This is a genomic window from Polaromonas sp. P4_F9, from assembly GCF_056401235.1.
Window position 1 is genome coordinate 172285 of sequence record NZ_JBFUJT010000003.1, and the last position, 17876, is coordinate 190160.

The 17876-nt window shown below is 63.4% G+C and carries 16 protein-coding genes and 1 tRNA gene; 5 read left to right on the forward strand and 12 right to left on the reverse strand.

What is annotated here, in order from left to right; translation table 11 throughout:
• Positions 1–41: 41 nt before the first annotated feature.
• Positions 42–455 carry an RNA-binding S4 domain-containing protein gene (locus AC1DUB_RS04465; RefSeq protein ID WP_477728483.1) on the forward strand — a complete coding sequence of 138 codons (414 nt, stop codon included), beginning with the start codon at positions 42–44 and terminating at the stop codon, positions 453–455.
• A 221-nt stretch (positions 456–676) separates the two neighbouring features.
• On the opposite strand, the gene AC1DUB_RS04470 is transcribed toward AC1DUB_RS04465, so the two are convergent.
• Together AC1DUB_RS04470 and AC1DUB_RS04475 are read right to left on the reverse strand one after the other, a co-directional pair.
• Positions 677–1663 (reverse strand): Bug family tripartite tricarboxylate transporter substrate binding protein, encoded by a 987-nt coding sequence (locus AC1DUB_RS04470; protein ID WP_477717089.1) that lies wholly within the window; start codon positions 1661–1663, stop codon positions 677–679.
• A gap of 39 nt (positions 1664–1702) precedes the next feature.
• Positions 1703–3058, reverse strand: coding sequence for an FAD-dependent oxidoreductase (locus tag AC1DUB_RS04475; RefSeq protein ID WP_477728537.1), 1356 nt, complete (start codon positions 3056–3058; stop codon positions 1703–1705).
• Positions 3059–3195: 137 nt separating this feature from the next.
• Between AC1DUB_RS04475 and AC1DUB_RS04480 the strand changes: the two genes are divergently transcribed.
• Complete coding sequence (locus AC1DUB_RS04480; RefSeq protein ID WP_477717090.1) at positions 3196–4122, forward strand: LysR substrate-binding domain-containing protein; 927 nt, start codon at positions 3196–3198, stop codon at positions 4120–4122.
• Positions 4123–4128: 6 nt separating this feature from the next.
• Here AC1DUB_RS04480 and AC1DUB_RS04485 read toward each other — a convergent pair whose 3' ends face one another.
• The 3 genes from AC1DUB_RS04485 to pcaB form a co-directional block, all read right to left on the reverse strand.
• Positions 4129–5637, reverse strand: a complete 1509-nt coding sequence (locus AC1DUB_RS04485) for a fumarate hydratase (RefSeq protein WP_477728484.1) — start codon at positions 5635–5637, stop codon at positions 4129–4131.
• A 77-nt stretch (positions 5638–5714) separates the two neighbouring features.
• The gene (locus AC1DUB_RS04490) at positions 5715–6710 is read right to left on the reverse strand and encodes a tripartite tricarboxylate transporter substrate-binding protein (protein WP_477717092.1); all 996 of its coding nucleotides are present in this window, start codon (positions 6708–6710) and stop codon (positions 5715–5717) included.
• A gap of 50 nt (positions 6711–6760) precedes the next feature.
• Positions 6761–8134 (reverse strand): 3-carboxy-cis,cis-muconate cycloisomerase, encoded by a 1374-nt coding sequence (gene pcaB / locus AC1DUB_RS04495; RefSeq protein ID WP_477728485.1) that lies wholly within the window; start codon positions 8132–8134, stop codon positions 6761–6763.
• Between the two features lie 146 nt (positions 8135–8280).
• On the opposite strand from pcaB, the gene AC1DUB_RS04500 reads away from it, so the two are divergent.
• Positions 8281–9033, forward strand: a complete 753-nt coding sequence (locus AC1DUB_RS04500) for a GntR family transcriptional regulator (protein WP_477717094.1) — start codon at positions 8281–8283, stop codon at positions 9031–9033.
• Positions 9034–9159: 126 nt separating this feature from the next.
• Here AC1DUB_RS04500 and AC1DUB_RS04505 read toward each other — a convergent pair whose 3' ends face one another.
• On the reverse strand, positions 9160–9909 hold the full coding sequence (locus AC1DUB_RS04505) for an aspartate/glutamate racemase family protein (RefSeq protein ID WP_477728486.1): 750 nt from the start codon (positions 9907–9909) through the stop codon (positions 9160–9162).
• 191 nt (positions 9910–10100) lie between these two features.
• Positions 10101–10985 carry a transporter substrate-binding domain-containing protein gene (locus AC1DUB_RS04510; protein WP_477728487.1) on the reverse strand — a complete coding sequence of 295 codons (885 nt, stop codon included), beginning with the start codon at positions 10983–10985 and terminating at the stop codon, positions 10101–10103.
• Positions 10986–11237: 252 nt separating this feature from the next.
• Here AC1DUB_RS04510 and AC1DUB_RS04515 point away from each other — a divergent pair, with 252 nt between their 5' ends.
• Entirely contained in the window at positions 11238–12449 is a 1212-nt protein-coding gene (locus AC1DUB_RS04515; RefSeq protein ID WP_477728488.1) for a D-amino acid dehydrogenase, read from the forward strand.
• Between the two features lie 60 nt (positions 12450–12509).
• Here AC1DUB_RS04515 and AC1DUB_RS04520 read toward each other — a convergent pair whose 3' ends face one another.
• Positions 12510–13409: a LysR family transcriptional regulator gene (locus AC1DUB_RS04520; RefSeq protein WP_477728489.1), complete on the reverse strand. Its 900-nt coding sequence runs from the start codon at positions 13407–13409 to the stop codon at positions 12510–12512.
• A 226-nt stretch (positions 13410–13635) separates the two neighbouring features.
• Here AC1DUB_RS04520 and AC1DUB_RS04525 point away from each other — a divergent pair, with 226 nt between their 5' ends.
• Entirely contained in the window at positions 13636–14499 is an 864-nt protein-coding gene (locus AC1DUB_RS04525) for a class I SAM-dependent methyltransferase (protein WP_477728490.1), read from the forward strand.
• A gap of 57 nt (positions 14500–14556) precedes the next feature.
• Here the strand turns inward: AC1DUB_RS04525 and AC1DUB_RS04530 are convergent.
• The 4 genes from AC1DUB_RS04530 to AC1DUB_RS04545 form a co-directional block, all read right to left on the reverse strand.
• Positions 14557–14649: transfer RNA gene (locus AC1DUB_RS04530), tRNA-Ser, on the reverse strand.
• Between the two features lie 36 nt (positions 14650–14685).
• On the reverse strand, positions 14686–15954 hold the full coding sequence (locus tag AC1DUB_RS04535) for an aspartate kinase (RefSeq protein ID WP_477728491.1): 1269 nt from the start codon (positions 15952–15954) through the stop codon (positions 14686–14688).
• Positions 15955–16087: 133 nt separating this feature from the next.
• Positions 16088–17089 carry a tRNA lysidine(34) synthetase TilS gene (tilS, locus tag AC1DUB_RS04540; protein ID WP_477728492.1) on the reverse strand — a complete coding sequence of 334 codons (1002 nt, stop codon included), beginning with the start codon at positions 17087–17089 and terminating at the stop codon, positions 16088–16090.
• On the reverse strand, positions 17058–17864 hold the full coding sequence (locus AC1DUB_RS04545; RefSeq protein ID WP_477728493.1) for a phytanoyl-CoA dioxygenase family protein: 807 nt from the start codon (positions 17862–17864) through the stop codon (positions 17058–17060). Before AC1DUB_RS04545 ends, tilS begins: the two co-directional genes overlap by 32 nt.
• Positions 17865–17876: the final 12 nt, after the last annotated feature.

The following is a 17876-nucleotide window of genomic DNA, read 5'->3' on the forward strand; positions in this document are numbered from 1 at the left end:
AAYCCTTGAAAACCGGTCGACCTGATCCAAAATGCCCATTGATGGATAAATTACGCATCGACAAGTGGCTGTGGGCCGCCCGTTTCTACAAAACCCGCTCCCTGGCGGTTGAAGAAATCGACAAGGGCCGCGTTCGCATCAACGACCAGGAAGCCAAGCCTGCCCGAGAGGTCAAGGTGGGCGATACCCTGAGCTTGCGGCAAGGCCCGGTGATGCGCACGCTGGTGGTGCGCAACGTCAGCAGCCAGCGCGGCCCAGCGCCGGTGGCGCAGCAGCTGTATGAAGAAACCGCAGAAAGCCTGGCGCTGCGGGCGCAGGCGGCCGAACAGCGCCGCCTGAACAGCGACCCTGCCAGCAGCCTGGAACACGGCCGTCCCACCAAACGCGACCGCCGCGAGATGGACAAGACCCGTGACAAGGCCTGGAACAGCCGCTGGAGCGCGTCGACGGATTAACCGCGCGGCGCTTGTCTGCTACTTTTTTAATAGCTGCTTGCGTCCGCCCTGATTGGGCCGAAAGCCGGTTTTATTCACTATTCAGGTTTTTTTCAAGCTATTCAGGCTGCGCGTAAGACGCAAACCAATATGCCGATGAATCGAACGCCCCGTCGCATCCACCGCCACGGTGACCGGGACCGGGACCGGGACCGGGAAATCCTTGCGCTCAAATCTGGCAACTACTCCAGCTTGATCCCCCGCGCAGAAATGATGCCGTTCATGATGCTGGCCTCTTCTTTAACCCGGCTCTTCAGACCCTCCGGTGAAGTTCCCACGGCTTGCCAGCCTTGGTTGAACAGCTTTTGCCGTGTGTCGGCATTGCGGATGATATTGGGCACTTCGGCATTCAGCCGGTCCTGCGCTGCTTTGGAGAGACTGGCCGGTCCGACCAGCGCGGTCCACACTTCCAGGTTGAAATCGCGCACACCGGCATCGGCCAAGGGGGCCACTTCTGGCACCAGGGCGCTGCGCCCGCTGGTGAGGCCTATGGCTTTGAGCTTGCCTGCTTTGACTTGCGGCATGGCAATGCCTGGCGGCACCAAGGCCATCTGAATCTGGCCCCCCAGCAGCGCCGTGATGACGGCAGGGTTGCCCTGAAAGGGCACATGCATGGGCGTCAGGCCCTTGGTCTTCGATTTGAGTAACTCCATGCCCAAATGCGCCACCGAGCCGTTGCCGACCGAGCCGTAGCTCCACCGGTCGCCGTTTTGGCTGGCTGCAGCCATAAAGGCAGCACCGTCGGGCACGCTGGTGGGGGCCACCAGCAGCAAGGGCGCGGTTGCCAGCAGCGAGATGTAGCTGAAATCCCTGGCCGGGTCATACGGCAGCTTCGGATAGAGCATCTTGGCGGAGGTCAGGTTGCCGTTGATCACCACGCCCAGCGTGTGGTCGTCCGTGGCCTTGGCCACCTGGTCGGCGGCGATATTGCCCGACGCGCCAGCCTTGTTCTCCACGATCACGGGCTGCCCGAGTACTTTGGAGAGTGCTTCAGCCAAGGTGCGCGCCGCAATATCAGGGGTGGAACCGCCGGGAAAACCCACCAGAATGCGCACTGGTTTGGTCGGCCATGGCGGCACGACAGGGGCATTGGCTTGCGCTTGTGCCAGCGGGGCCATGGCGATCAGGGTGGCGGCCAATGCCGCGATGTTCAGACTGCGTTTTTTCATGAAAGTCTCCAGTTGATTTATGGATCGGGAATGCGGTGCTCAGGACTTGTCTCGCCCCAGGTAAGCACCATCGGCCTCCAGCCTGGCTTGCAGGGTTTTCACATTCAAATCACGGGGACGCACATTCGCCTGGATCGCCAGCGCAGCGGCCGTGCCCGCAGCCTGGCCCATCACAAAGCAACCACCCGAGACCCGTGCGGCGGATTGGCCCATGTGCGTCATGGAAGCACAACGGCCCGCCGCCAGCAGGTTGTCCACCTGAAGCGGCAACAGCATGCGGTACGGCAGGTGGTTAAAGCCACGGCAGTTGGGAATGTCTTGCCATTTGAAGGCGATGTTGCCCGCCACATGCTCTTCAATCATCCAGCCGTTGACACCCACGGTGTCGTCAAAGCTGGCGCATTGCAGCACGTCGCTTTCATTCAGCTGGTATTGGCCCACCATACGGCGCGTTTCACGCACGCCCACCTGGGGGGCGATTTCCAGGATGTAGGACTGCTCGAAGCCCGGCGCGGATTCACGCAGAAACTGAAAGAAATCCACAATTTGCCTGCGCCCCTGCACCTCGGCATCGCTCAGTTGTGCGGCATTGGTGCCGTCCACCGGGCTGCCATCGGCATTGGCCAGTTGCGTCACGTTGGCGCGCCACTCGGCAGGGTTCTTTTGCGGGCGGATGATGGGGCTTTTGCGAGGGAACTCGCGGCCCAGCTTTTCGGCCTCGTCCATCAGATGGCCAAAGTGATTCCAGGCGTCGCCAGCCCGTACCGGGTCCACGCCGTTCACGCGGAACATGGTGGAGGGGTACATCATGTCGTGGCCCTGACCGTTCGGCCCCTTGCCTTTCTCGAACGGCGCACCGGCATGGGTCGCCAGGTCGCCATCGCCCGAGCAGTCAATAAAGGTTTTGGCTACCACGGCGTAGCGGCCTGATTTGGTCTCGATCAGCACCGCACCAATTTCGTTGGGCTTGTTCATGATGACCCCGACCGCCTGGGCGTGGAACAACAGCTGGGCGCCGCTGGCCAGCACCAGGGCATCGGCCGCGACCTTGAAGGCTGCGTTGTCATAGGCCTGGGCGGCGATCCTGTTGCCAAAGATGACATGCGGCTCGTTCAGGCCACCCAAGGCGCGCATGCGGGCCAACAAGTCGCCCGCCACGCCATGCACCACTTGCTCAATGGTGCCGTGCACATTGGCATGCAGGCCGCAAAAATTGGTCACCCCGGCCGCCGTACCCATGCCGCCCAGGAAGCCATAAGCCTCGATCAGCAAGGTGGATTGTCCGGTTTGTGCCGCAGCGGTCGCAGCTGCAATGCCTGCCGGGCCGCCCCCCAGCACCACCACGTCATAGCTACCCCAAACCGGGGTTTGGCGGCTGGGTTCCATCAAGGTCATTGGCTTGGCTGTGGTCTGCATGTTTTGGTCTCCTGCCCGGTCGGGCATTTATTGCTGAGGCTTTGATCCTAGTTTCGATAGAATTTGAGAACAATAGATCAAGATAAGAACAGTGAATTTTCTAATCGAGAATAATCATGGATACTCTGGCCAATCTCAAAGCCTTCCTGGCGGTGTCACGCACGGGTAGCTTTGTCGGCGCTGCGCGCGAGTTGAAGGTGGCCCCCTCGGTCGTCACCAAGCGCATCAGCCAGATCGAGTGGCGCCTGAAAAGCCCGCTGTTCGAGCGCAGCACACGTCGCGTCAGCCTGACGCCGACAGGCCAGCGCTACCTGCCCACGGTGCAACGCCTGCTGGCCGACGTGGATGACCTGTTCAGCGAGGTGCAAGGTTCGGCCCACAGCCTTCAAGGCAGTATTCGGCTGAAAGTGCCGAGCACGGTTGCAGCCGTGTTGATTGGTCCCTTGCTCGATGCTTTTGCGCAGCAGTTCCCGCTGATTCGTCTGGAAGTTATTGCGCTGGACCGCGCCGTCAATCCGATAGACGAGGGCTTTGACATGGCCCTCACCCTGATGCCCTACGCCTTTGGTGGTGTGGTCGATGTGCCGCTATGTGCCATGCCACGCATCCTCTGTGCTTCACCCCCTTATCTGACGCGCAAAGGCATTCCTGCGCATCCGCGTGAGCTGGCGCAGCATGACACGCTGAATTTTTTGCCCACCGGCAACACCTGGGAGTTTGGCAGCGGCACCGGCCCGTTGCGGGTGGAGTTAGAGCCCCGTCTCAGTACCAACGAGGCGCAACTGTTGCTGTCTGCCGCCCTCGCAGGCAATGGCATTGCGATTCTGGGGGCCTACCTTGCCGCCCCGGCACTGCGTACCGTGGCCTTGGTGCCGGTATTAAGTGACTACCCGATAACGGACCTGTGGCTCAAGGCCCTGGTGCCGGAAAGCCGCATTCAGGTTGCCAGGGTGCAGGCTTTGCTGCGCTGGCTGCAAACCAAGCTGTCAGCCGGGCAGCCTGAAGAACACCTGCCGCGCCATGAAACCCGGATCACACCATGACCGCGTTCAATCCACCAGGTCGTTTATCTCGATATGCCGATGGATCGACCGCCCCGTCGCATCCACCGCCACGGTGACCGGAAAATCCTTCAGTTCAAACGCGTGAATCGCCTCCATGCCCAGATCCTCAAAGGCCAGCACTTTGGCGTGGGTGATGGCCCTGGACAGCAGGTAGGCGGCACCGCCCACGGCCACCAGGTAGGCGACGCCGTGCTTCTGGATGGCGGCGATGGCGGCCGGGCCGCGTTCGGCCTTGCCTATCATAGCCAAGAGGCCGGTTTGAGCCAGCAGCGTGTCCACAAACTTGTCCATGCGCGTGGCGGTGGTCGGGCCGGCCGGGCCCACGGCCTCACCGGGCACCGCGTCCACGGGGCCGACGTAGTAGATGACGCGGCCTTTCAGGTCGACCGGCAGGGGCTGACCCGCACGCAGCAGGTCAGCCAGGCGCTTGTGCGTGGCGTCGCGCCCGGTCAGCACACGGCCGCTGAGCAACAGGGTCTGGCCGGTGCGCCAGCAGGCCACCTGGGCTGCGTCCAGGGTATCGAGGTTGACGCGTGTGGCCTGCGGTGACTCAAAGCGTTCGGGAATGCCGTCCCACAGTTCCGGCGGCGGCAAGGTCAGCGCGGCCGGGCCGCTGCCGTCCAGCGTGAAGCGGGTGTAGCGGGTGGCGGCGCAGTTGGGCACCAGGGCGATCGGTATCGTGGCGGCGTGGCAGGCCGCGGTGGCCACCTTCACGTCGAGCACGGTGGCCAGGCCGCCCAGGCCCTGCGCGCCTATGCCCAAGGCGTTGATGCGCTGGTGCAGCTCCAGCCGCAACGCCTCTTCGGCAGTAACCGCACCGCGCTCGCGCAGCAAGTCGATGTCGATGGGGGTGAACAGGCTTTGCTTGGCCAGCAGCATGGCCTGCTCGGGGCTGCCGCCTATGCCTATGCCCAGCACGCCCGGCGGGCACCAGCCGGCGCCCATGCCGGGCAGTTGCGCCAGCACCCAGTCCACCACGCTGTCGCTGGGGTTCAGGGTGGCAAAACGCGCCTTCACATCGCCACCGCCGCCCTTGGCAACCACCAGCACCTCCAGCGCATCGCCTTCCGTCAGTTCGACCTGCACGATGCCGGGCGTGTTGTCGCGGGTGTTGCTGCGCGCGCCCAGCGGGTCGCACACCATGGACGCCCGCAGCGGGTTGGCCGGGTCGGTGTAGGCCTGGTGCACGGCCTCGTTGACCAGCGCTTGCAGACTGCGCAGGCGCTGACCATCACCGCGCGTGAAATGCACTTCGGCGCCCAGACGCACAAACACCTGCACCACACCCGTGTCCTGGCACAGCGGCCGTTTGCCGAAATAACTCAGACGGCTGTTGATCAACAACTGCGCCATGGCATCCCGTGCCGGAGCATGGGTCTCGGCATCATGGGCGCGGCGCAAGGCCTGCACGAAATCAGCCGGGTGGCAGTGGCTGATGGTTTGCAGTGCGTCGGCAATACTCTGAACCAGGTCTTCCTGGGCGATGTGGCGCATGGCGGTGGTTTCTTGAATAAAATGGCCGTTCGCCCCTTTCCGATGGGCGCCAACAGCTATCAAAATAGTAGCAAGTGTCAATCCAGAGCCAGGTTCGACTTGGCGGCCACGGCTCGCCAGCGGGCCACTTCGGTTTCTGTATGCCGGGCCAGCGCCGCGCCGGTGTATTGCTCGGGCGGCAGCATCTGGATCGCTTGCTCGGCCATCTTGCCGGTGAAGACGGTGTCCTTCATCACCTTCAGGTAGGCGTTCTGCACCTTGTCCAGCGCAGCTTTAGGCGTGCCCCTGGGAGCGTAAATGCCGTACCAGGTACTGGCCTCGAAGCCGGGCAGTACGGTCTCGCTGAGCGTCGGCACATTCTTGAACTGGGGCAGTCGCACCTTGGAGGTCACAGCCAGCGCGCGCACCTTGCCCGAGCTGATCTGCGGCATGGCAGTATTGGTCTGGTCGAACATGCCGTCAACCTGGCCGCCAATCACATCCACCAGCGCGGGGCCGGCGCCCTTGTAAGGCACCATGGTGACCTTGATGCCGGCGGAGTTGGCGACCAGTGCCGCGATCAGGTGCGAACTGGAACCTGCGCCTGCATTGCTGATGAACAGCTTGTCCGGGTTCTTCTTGCCAAATTCGATCAGGCCTGCAATGTCCTTGACGGGGTGGCCTGCGCGCACCATCAGCACCAGCGGCGTGTCAGGGAAACGAAACACCGCGTCAAAGTCCTTGACCGGGTCGTAGCCGAGTTTTCGGTAAAGCGCCGGCGCTGCGCCCATATAGCCCATGTGGCCGACCAGGAAGGTGTAGCCGTCGGCCGTGGCCTTGGCCACCTTGGCCGCACCTACCGTGCCGCCGGCACCTGGAGAATTGTCAATGATGATGGGCTGCCCCAGTTCACGCGCGACGCGCTCGGCAATGTGACGGGCGAGCGCGTCGGTGGGGCCCCCTGCCGCAAACGGCACCACCCAGCTGATGGGTTTTTGCGGATAGTCCTGGGCATGAACCAGCAAGCTGCAGGCGGCAGCGGCGAGCGCGATGAGAGCGAGGCGAATGGGGCGAACAAAAGGGCTGGGACGCATGAAAGTCTCCGTGATGAATGCAAAGCGGGGGAAGGAAGAGAAAAGAACAGTCAAACCCTGGCCGACAACGCCAGCGCCCGGTCCACCATCTGCGGAGCCAGGCCCAGGTAATTGGCGGGGTCACACAGGCGGTCGATGGCGCCGCGGTCCAGGTGCTGCGTAACAGCGGGCAAGGCGGCCAGCGCTTCAGCCAGGCTGCCGCCCTGTTCGTTGACGGTACGGCAGGCGTCGTAGACCACGTCGTGCGCCTGCTGGCGGCCCATCTGCGGGGCCAGGCCCATCATCACCGCCTCGGCCACGATCAGGCCGCGGGTGATGCCGAGGTTGTGGCGCATGCGGTCGGCATCCACCACCAGGCCGCCCAAGGCAAACCGGGCCTGGTGCAGCGCCCCGGCGGTGAGGATGAAACTCTCGGGAATGGCAATCCACTCCGCATGCCAGGGGCCGGTGGCGCGTTCAAAGTCCTGCACCATGGCATCCACCATCAAACCCGCATGCTGGCGCACGGCCTTGGAGGCTGCCAGCATCAACTCGCTGGAGATCGGGTTGCGCTTTTGCGGCATGGTGCTGCTGGCGCCGCGCCCCTTGACGAAGGGCTCGTAGACCTCGGCAAACTCGGTCGAGGCCATGATCATGATGTCCAGCGCGATCTTGCCCAGCGAGCCGGTGACCAGGGCCAGCAGGTTCACGGCCTCGGCAAAACCGTCGCGCGCCACATGCCACGTGGTGGCCGGCACACCCAGGCCCAGTTCGTCGGCCATGGCTTTTTGCACCGCAAACCCCTTGTCGCCCAGTGACGCCAGCGTGCCCGCCGCACCAGCAAACTCCACCACCGCCACGCGCGGGCGCAGTTGCGCCAGACGCTGCTGATGGCGGTCAAACATCGCCAGCCAGATGGCGGCCTTGTAGCCAAAGGTGATGGGCAGGGCCTGCTGCAAGTGGGTGCGGCCCGCCATGGGCGTGTCGCGGTGTTTCTTCGCCAGGTTGGCGAGGATTTGGCGCAACGCACGGATGTCCGCGTCGATGCTGTCCAGCGCATCGCGCACCTGCAGGGCCACGGCAGTGTCCATGATGTCCTGCGTCGTGGCGCCCCAGTGCACATAGCGCCCGGCTTCGCCGCACATGGCCACCAGCTGGTGCACCAGCGGCAGGATGGGATAGCCCACGATGTCGGTCTCTTCGCGCATGTGGTCGAAGTCGATGCGGTCCAGGCGGGATTCGCGCGCAATCACTTCGGCGGCTTCAGCCGGAATCACGCCACAGCGCGCCTCGGCGCGCGCCAGCGCCACCTCGGCATCGATGTAGCGCTGAACCAGTGCCTGGTCTGAAAAGAGGTTGCGCATGGCCTGGGTGCCGAAGGCATCACGAAACAGGATGGAATCCATCACGGTGCTGGCGCTGAAGAGGGGTGGCGGTGTTTTCATGGTTTAGGTTCAAGCAGAAATGGCTTTATATGTTCGGACATATTGAATGTTAATAAGTCCGGACATAAATAAAATCAGTAGTTACCCGTACAGCCCTGCTCGTCACGCCAAGACCATGGCAAGCCGCGCACCCTACACTTGATGCCATGACTGCCAAGCCCCGTTTTTCCGACATTGCGCACCACCTGCGCGAGGCCATCCGCACTGGTCATTTCGCCGTGGGCAGCGTGTTGCCCACCGAGCTGGAGTTGTGCGCCCACTACCAGACCAGCCGCCACACGGTACGCGCCGCCCTGCAGGAATTGCAGCAACAGGGGCTGGTGTCGCGCCGCAAGAATGCGGGAACGCGGGTGGAGTCAGTCACCCCCAGCGTGGGCTTTCATCAGTCGCTGGCGTCCATTGACGATCTGGTGCAATTTGGGGCCACCCACTCGCGCGTGGTGCAACAGATTGACCGCATTGCCACCCCGGCGGCGCTGGCGCGCCTGCTGCACTGTGCCGAGGGCACGCCCTGGCTGCGCATTGCCAGCCTGCGCCTGGACGGCCAGGGGCCCGGCTCCAAAAAGCCGCAGGGTGAACCGATTGGCTGGACCGAGGTCTATGTCGCGCCCGACTACGACGGGCTGGAAGGACGCGTGCGCGAGTCCCCCGGCACACTGGTGAGTACGCTGCTGGAGACGCACTACGGCCAGCACATCAAGGAGATGACGCAAGACCTGTGTGCCGTCCCCCTGCCCGATTCCGTGGCCCGCCGCCTTGGCGTGGAGCCGCAAGCGCCGGGACTGCGCATCGTGCGCCACTACCTCAACCAGCAGGGTGAAGTCGTTGAGATCAGCGTGACGCACCACCCGGCAGAGCGCTTTTCATTGCGTACCCGGCTGACGCGCGCAGGGTTTTGATGGTGCAGCGGGTGAAATGACACGCCGTGGTGGCGGCGGGTAATTTGCTATTTTTTTATAGCACGTTGCATAAACCCTGACTCACCCGGAACCCGTTTTATCCAATATCCGGTATTTCCAAGCCCTTCAGGCGGCGTAAGCCCGTCTGGCCAGCGCCCGCGCCAGCAAAGCCGCCGGGTCCACCAGAACCAGCTCATCCATTTCCGGAACAGCGCCGAGCGCCAGCGGAATTTCCGTACACCCCAGCACCAGCGTGGACAGCCCGTGCCGCCGGGCCAGCGCCTGGGCCACACCGGCAAAGCAGTCTCGGGCCAGCGCCATGTTGCCGACCTTGACGCCGTGGTAGATACCGTCCATCACGCGTTCGCGTTCTTCGGCCAGCGGAATGTGGCATTGCAGTCCGGCCTGGCGCAGCGCCTGGTCGTACAGCCCGGCGCGGTAGGTGCCCTCTGTGGCCAGCAAGCCCACCTCACGCACGCCGCGGCCGGCCAGCGTGCGGGCCACTTCGCGTGCCACATGCAGCACTTCGAGCTGCGGAAAGCGCTCTTGCAGTTCAGCATGCCAGGCATGCGCCGTATTGCAGGCCACCGCCACCGTGGTGGCTCCCAACGCGGCCAGCTTGCCCATGGCCTGCAGCATCGGGTCCAGCGGCTGGTGCCCGCCCGGGCCGGGCGACTCGAGGGCCGTGCTGCGGTCCGGCACCGGCACCTGCGCCAGCCAGTGCTCGGGAAACGCCTGGTCCGACACGGGTATATTCTGCTCGCGCATGCGGTCTGCGCAGGCCTGTACAAACAGCCGGACAAAGTCCGCGCCTGCGGCCGGCCCCATGCCGCCCAGAATACCCACGATCCGTGTTTTGTGCGTGGACCTGCTCATGATGTGATGCCACTCCTGCAAACCGGCGCGCATGCTCGCGCCATGACCTTCTTCCGGCCACGCCGGAAGGGCTTGATAACTTGACACTCTGGAGCCGCGCGGACCGCGCAGCCTGGCACGAGGCCAGCGCGGCCAATGGCTGGCGGGGCTAACAGGACACCATGCGCCTCACACCCCTTCAGCCTGCGGCTTTACGTGGCGGGCTTGTCGCTCTGCGCCTTCAAGTTGTCCTTGAGCTGCTGACTCATGGGCAAGCCCAGGTTCGTGCCTTTTGGAGGCATGGGCGACTCGAACCATTTGGTGTACAGCTTCGTAAATTCGCCGGACTTCATCAGACGCGCAATGGTGCCATCCACCAGCTTCTTGAACTCCGGGTCGTCCTTGCGCAGCATGCAGGCATAGGGCTCAACCTGCAGCGAATCACCCACCACTTGCAGGGAAGCCGGATTCTTGGAGTTGGCCATCAGGCCGAACAGCAGGATGTCGTCCATGGCAAAGGCCACGGCGCGATCGCTTTCCACCAGCAGCAGCGAGTCGTCATGGTCCTTGCCGAGGATCAGCTGCATGTCCAGGTTCTTTTCAGTGTTGTACTTGCGAATCACCTGGGCGTTCGTGGTGCCTGTGGTACTCGCAACGGTTTTCTTGGCCAGGTCTGCGTAGTTCTTGACGCCGGAGGTCTTCTTGGTCAGCAGGCGCGTGCCGGTGTAAAACATGTTGATGGAGAAAGCCACGTCCTTGCCGCGCACCGAATTGTTCGTCGTCGAGCCGCACTCCAGGTCGTACGTCCCGTTGACCAGCAGCGGGATGCGGTTCTGGGATGTCACAGGCATGTAGGCCACTTCCAGATTGGGCTTTTTGGTCTTCTTGCGCACGTCATCAATGATGGCTTCGGTCAGCTCGACCGAAAAACCCACCGCCTTGGTCGATCCGATCAGGTAGCTGAAAGGCACCGACGCCTCGCGATAAGACACCGTGATCTTGTTGCTGTCGGCCACTTTTTTCAGTGTCTGCGCGCTGGCGGTGGCGGCCAGGCCTGTTGTCAGCAGCACGGCGGTCATGAGGGTCGAGAATTTCATGCGAGTCCTTTCGGGGGCAGGGAGTTGGGAATTTCAGGAAGAAGGCATTGCCAGTGTAGGAACATGAGCAGGATGCGTGCCATTCATTTTCACGGCAAACCCATGTCAAAAACTCATGGTTTACCCATTCCGGGGCGTCAGGCCTGCGGGCATAACCACAGGTCATGGGCGGTGGCGAATTCAGCATTGTTCAAACCTGCCGGCACTGCGTAAAGTGGCGCTCTTTCAAGAACAAAAGACGAAAGGACTTTCATGCATGTCTGTGTGCTCGGCGCGGGAATCGTGGGGCTGGCCACGGCCTACAGCTTGCGTCGTGCCGGCCACGAGGTCACGGTGCTTGACCGCGCCAATCCCGGCAGCGGCGCCAGTGGCGGCAACGGTGCACAGCTGAGTTACTCCTATGTTCAGCCATTGGCTGATCCGGGCATCTGGCGGCAACTCCCCAAACTGCTGCTCTCGCCCTCTTCGCCGCTGAAGCTGCGTCCACGCCTGGACCCCCGGCAGTGGTTGTGGGGCGCACAGTTTCTGGCCGCATGCAAGGGCAGCACGTCGCGCAGCACCACGGCCCAGCTGCTCGAACTGGCGGCGCTCAGCCGGCAGACCTTCGACGCCATGATGAACGAGGAACAACTGGACTGCGATTTTTCCACCACCGGCAAGCTGGTGCTGTATCCGGACCAGCCGTCATTCGCGGCCGCGCGCCGGCAAATGCTGCTGCAGCGCGAACTGGGCAGCAAACAGGAAGCGATGGGTGCCGACCGTTGCGTGGAGATTGAGCCTGCGCTGACGAGCCGCCACCGCCACATTGCCGGCGCCATCTACACGCCCAGTGAATGCGCCGCCGACTGCCTGAAAACCTGCCGTGCGCTGATGGCTGTGCTGCGCCGCCAGGGTGTGCGGTTTTTACTCGCCTCGCCCATTGAGAAACTGGTGATGCGCGGGGGATTGGTGGTGGCTGCGGCCACGCCGCAAGGCCTCGTCGAGGCCGACCAGTATGTGATGGCGCTGGGCGCCCACTCCTCCCGCCTGGCCCGCACGCTCGGCGTGCACCTTCCCGTCTACCCGCTCAAGGGCTACAGCATCACGGTGGAGGTGGGCGAGGCGCCACGCGCGGCGCCGTCCGTGAGCGTGACGGACAGCGCCCGCAAAGTCGTGTTTGCGCGCATCGGCTCGCGCCTGCGGGTGGCGGGCATGGCTGAGCTGTCGGGCTATGACACCGCTGTTTGCCCCGCACAGATTGCCTCACTGAAGGCCACGACCCAAATGCTTTTCCCGCAATGCAACGCGTTGGCGGACCTGAGCCCCTGGGCCGGCATGCGCCCGGCGACGCCCACCGGCTTGCCCATCATCGGCAAGCACGCCAAAGGCCCACGCAACCTGCTGTTCAACACAGGCCACGGCGCACTGGGCTTTACGCTGGCATTTGGTTCGGCGCAGCGCATCAGCCGCTTGCTGAGCCCCTGACCCCTGACACATGCCCCCTGATCACGACTGAGCACAACACCGCAGACAACGGGAGCCGGCTCAGACTGTCCGTGCCAGCGCCTGTTGAAAACAGCGCACAAACGCCCGCACCACGACCGAGCCTGGCTTGCCCGCGGGCAGCACAGCCTTGATGGGCACCGGAATCAGGGGCTCCAGCGCCAACACATCCACGCGCGACAGATCGGCGGATACCGCCGTGCAGGTATCCACCACGGCAATGCCGAGCCCGTGGTGAGCCAGTGCCAACGCCGAGTGATAGGTCTGCACGGTAATGGAGAACTCCAGCCCCACGCCGGCCTCACGACAAGCCTGGTTCAGGCTGCGGCCCACCGGGTCCAGGACGTCGAGCCCAATGACGGGCACCTTGGTCAAATCCGCCAGCGTGACGCTGCCGCGTTTGGTCAGGCGCGCGGCCAGCATGCCTTTGGGCGCGATACAGACCATGCGGCCATCGGCCAGATGCTCCTGCGCCAGCGCTGAATGCACTACCGGGCTGAACAAAAAGCCGACATCCCCTTCCTGCAACGCCAATGCCGAGACAATTTGCGGCGAATGCAGCGCCTTGACCGTGATGGCTACATCAGGATGCCTGACGCGAAACAGCTTGATGGTGTGCGGCAGGATCTCGTAGCTCAGCGCCAGCACGGTCAGAATGCGCAACTCTTTGGCGCTCTCCCCCGTCTTGAGGTTGACCGCCAGACGCTGCACCTCATCGAGCTGTGCAAACAGCCGCTCGATGTGCGGATACAGGGTGAGCGCTTCAGAAGTTGGCGTGAGTCGGCCCTTGCCGCGCTGAAAGAGTGCGAAACCAAGCTGCAGCTCCGCATGCTGCAGGACTCGGCTGACTGCCGGCTGGGTGACATTGATCAGGCGCGCCGCACCGCTGACACTGCCAGTGAGCATGACGGCATTGAATACTTCGATGTGGCGAAGGCGCATGGGTGTCCTGTCGACTCAGTTTTTTTGAACAGTTCCGGATTATGGTGTGCGGCCACGTCAACCGGGCGCGCGGGCATCCGATAGCCAGCAAGCGTTTGCGAGCTGTGTCCTGAAATTGTGTATCAGAATGGCAGGGACGGCAGGGGAAGCGCTTGCACTTACGCTTGCGTTCGCAACTGGTTCGGATCAAACTGGCTGCCGCGCGACTTTCCCCAAGGGAGCTTTCATGAACACATTGAGCCCGGAACAGTTCAAGGCGGCCACCAGACAAGCCTGGGATAAGTCTGCCAGCGGGTGGAACGCTCAAACACGGCCTATCCATGACTGGCTCGCGCAAGCCACATCAGCCATGCTGGATGCTGCCCACATCACAGTCGGCATGCGGGTGCTCGACATCGCCGCAGGCGCCGGGGACCAGACGCTGGACATCGCTCGGCGGGTCGGGCCCGGCGGTTATGTGCTGGCCACCGACATTTCCCCAGGGATTTTGCAGTTCGCACAAGACAACGCGCGCGATGCCGGCTTGTCCAATGTTGAAACCTGCGTCTGCGATGCCGAACATCTGGGCGTTGATGCTGCGAGCTTCAACGCGGCCGTGTCCCGGCTCGGCCTCATGTTCTGCCCCAATCCCCTGCAGGCCCTGCAGCAGGTTCACCACGCCCTGAGACCCGATGGGCATGCCGCTGTGCTGGTGTTCTCCGAGCCGCAACACAACCCCTGCATCGGCATCCTGATGTCAACGGCGCTCAAGCATGCAGGCCTGCCGCCGCGAGATCCATACCTACCGGGAACCTTGATGAGCCTGGGCAAGCCGGGCCTGCTTGACGAGCTGTTCCGCGCCGCAGGATTCACAGACGTGGCGACCACCCGGGTTTCTGCGCCCTTTCGCCTGCCCTCGACCCAGGACTATTTGACTTTCATACGCACGTCGGCCTCGCCGATCGTGCAGATTCTGGGCAACCTGAGCCAGGAAGCCCAGGACGCCGCCTGGGCCGAGATGGAAAACAAGCTCAGCGCATTTCAGTCGCCAGGCGGCTGGGAAGGGCCAAATGAGCTGCTGGTGGCCCGCGGAACCCGGTTGTCCAGCTGATCTGTCGGCCAGCCCGGGACAGACGTAAAAAAGCCGCCCGAAGGCGGCTTTTTGTACTGGCGGAAACGGAGGGATTCGAACCCTCGATGAGGCTCTACACCCCATACTCCCTTAGCAGGGGAACACCTTCGGCCACTCGGTCACGTTTCCAATAAAGCGATTATCTCACGACTTTCAGGCCGGTTTTCAGGCGGCGGGCTGGTCCAGGTCAAAAGCCTTGTGCAAGGCACGAACGGCCAGCTCCATGTATTTTTCGTCAATGACCACGGAGGTCTTGATTTCGCTGGTCGAGATCATCTGGATGTTGATGCCCTCTTCGCTGAGCACGCGGAACATCTTGCTGGCAACACCCACATGGCTGCGCATGCCGATGCCCACGATGCTGACCTTGCAGATCTTGGCGTCGCCGGTGACTTCCTGCGCGCCCAGCGCCGGCAGCACCTTGGTTTTCAGCAGGTCAACGGCTTTGGAATAGTCGTTGCGGTGCACGGTAAAGCTGAAGTCCGTCTTGCCGTCCTTGCTGATGTTCTGGATGATCACATCGACTTCGATGTTGGCGTCGGCCACGGCGCCAAGGATCTGGTAGGCAATGCCCGGGGTGTCTGGCACGCCGAGGACGGAGATTTTGGCTTCATCGCGGTTGAAAGCGATGCCCGATACGATGGCTTGTTCCATGTTTTCGTCTTCCTCAAAACTGATCAAAGTGCCTGATTTGGCTTCTTCGTTGATGTCGATGTCCCAGTCGGTGAAGCTGGACAGCACACGCAGCGGCACCTTGTACTTGCCGGCAAATTCCACCGAGCGAATCTGCAGCACCTTGGAGCCCATGGAGGCCATCTCCAGCATTTCCTCGAAACTCACGGTGTGCAGGCGGCGTGCCTCGGGCACCACGCGCGGGTCGGTCGTGTACACGCCGTCCACGTCGGTGTAAATCAGGCACTCGTGGGCTTTCAGGGCTGCCGCGATCGCCACAGCCGAGGTGTCGGAGCCGCCGCGGCCCAGCGTGGTGACGTTGCCGCCCTCGTCCACACCCTGGAAGCCGGTGATGATCACGACCTTGCCGGCGTCCAGATCGGCGCGCACGCGCTCGTCGTCAATCGACTCGATGCGGGCCTTGGTATAGGCGTTGTTGGTCTTGATGGTGACCTGCCAGCCGGCGTAGCTCACGGCCTGCATGCCTTCGGACTGCAGCGCAATGGCCAACAGCGCACTGGAGGCCTGCTCGCCGGTCGCGGCCAGCGCGTCGAGTTCACGGTGATAGTCGTCACCGGGCCGTGCGGGGGCCAGCTCTTTGGCCAGGCCCAGCAAACGATTGGTTTCGCCACTCATGGCGCTGGGAACCACGACCATCTGGTGGCCGGCCCGCGCCCACTTGGCGACGCGCTTGGCCACATTGCGGATGCGCTCGGTTGAGCCCATCGATGTGCCGCCGTATTTATGAACGATCAAAGCCATTGCAGGATGTCAATTCAGGAGTTGGTTGCAAACATTGCGTGCTGCTTTTTGCAGGCCTCTCATGCCCTTTCTGCATTCTGCAGGGAAGGCTTTGGCAGCCAGCAAAGCTCTCAATTATACCCAGGGCTATTACCTACTCGTCCGTCTGGCCCGCCCCGGCGGTGTAGTGCAGCACCGCGCCGGCGCGCGTCACGTGGCCGGTCGCCACCTTGAGGTGGATCTTGTGCCCGCGGGTGGTGCAGGCGGCAACTTGCGCCAGCAGCTGCTCGAGCTGCGCCGCGCTGGGCGTTGCCTGCTGCAGCTGCAGCCAATGGCGCAGCACATTGGCCTGGCGCGCCTGCGAAAACGCCTGCAGGGCCGCGATGGCAGGCGGCAAGCCGACCGCGGCCAGATCCTGCTGCGCCACCTCCACCAGCAGCGCCTGGGCCTGGGCCGCGTGCCGGGCACTGCGTGCAAAGGTCTCGCGGAACTGCGGAAACGCCTCCGCCAGCGCGGGCAACAGCCGGGCCCGAATGCGGTTACGCGTGAACTGCTCGTCGGTGTTGGTCGGGTCTTCCACCCAGGACAAGCCCCGTTCGACCAGCCAGGCTCGCAGCAGCGCCCCCGGCACCGCCAGCAACGGGCGGTGGTAGGTGATGCCGTCCCGTTCCCACCGCGCCGGCATGGCGGCCAGCCCCGGCAACCCTGCCCCGCGCGACAGCGCCAGCAGCATGGTCTCAACCTGGTCATCGGCATGCTGAGCTATGGCGATGTCCTTGATGGCATGCGGCGCCCATTCTTCACGGGCGACCGCCCCAAAAGCCGCATAACGGGCCTTGCGGGCCGCGTCCTCGGGGCTTTCCCCGGGTGCATGGCGGGCCTGCACGCGTTTCACGGCAAGCGGCACGTTCAACTGCGCACACAGGGCCTGGCAGTGCCGTTCAAAGTCGTCGGCTGCGGCCTGCAGGCCGTGATGGATATGAACGGCCCGGACCTGACCGGGCCATTTCTCGGCGCAGCCCACCAGCAAGGCGGTCGAATCGGCGCCGCCGCTGAGCGCTACAGCGAAAGGCAGGCCCGGAGAGAAAGAAGCCAGCGCTTCGGATAAGCCGTGCGCCGGTCCGCTACGAGCCACGGTGGCCCACCGAAAAATCATTGCGTCCCGTTCGGTCCTCGCCCCGCAGCAGCCACAAAGGCCGCGTGGCGAAACTAACCGGAACGCCGGTCTCGCCGTCCGACGGGCGCAGGCTGCGGTCGAATAGTGAAGTGCCCGGCATGTAGCGCAGCGCCACGCCGGTGCGCCTGGTGCCGGAGGTATTGGCCTGGGCGCCATGGATCATGTAGATGTCGTGCAAAGACATCTGGCCGGGCTCAAGCTCCAGGTCGACCGCGTCATTCTCGTCAAAGCTGCCTTCGGCCATGCGCTGGTTCAGGGTCAGGTCGGTGCGGTCTTCATGCAGGTGAGGATGCAGCACTTTGGYGGCGTGCGAGCCGGGGATCACGCGCAGGCAGCCGTTCTCGCGCGTGCTCGGCTCCAGCGCCACCCAGACGGTGCAGTTGGCCAGCGGGCGGATGGGCCAGTAATGGCCGTCCTGGTGCCAGGGCGTTTCAAAACCTTCGCTGGCCGGCTTGCAGAATACGTGGCAGCCCCACAGGATGACGTCGGGCCCGATCACCTGCGTGACCAGGTCAACGATATCCGGGTTCATGGCGAGATCGAAAAAATCCCGGCTGCCCCGCACGCCCTCATCGTTCTGGCCCTCGATATGGGCGCTCACCAGTTTTTCGGGGCGCACGCCCGGGTTGTTGCGGATCAGCGTGTTCAGCGCATCCTGCATCCGGCGGACCCAGGCATCGCTGAGCCGGAACTGCGGAATAACGTAGCCCTGCTCCCGGTAGTGCCGGATTTCCTGATCGGACAGGCTGGCCATGGCCTTGTTCGC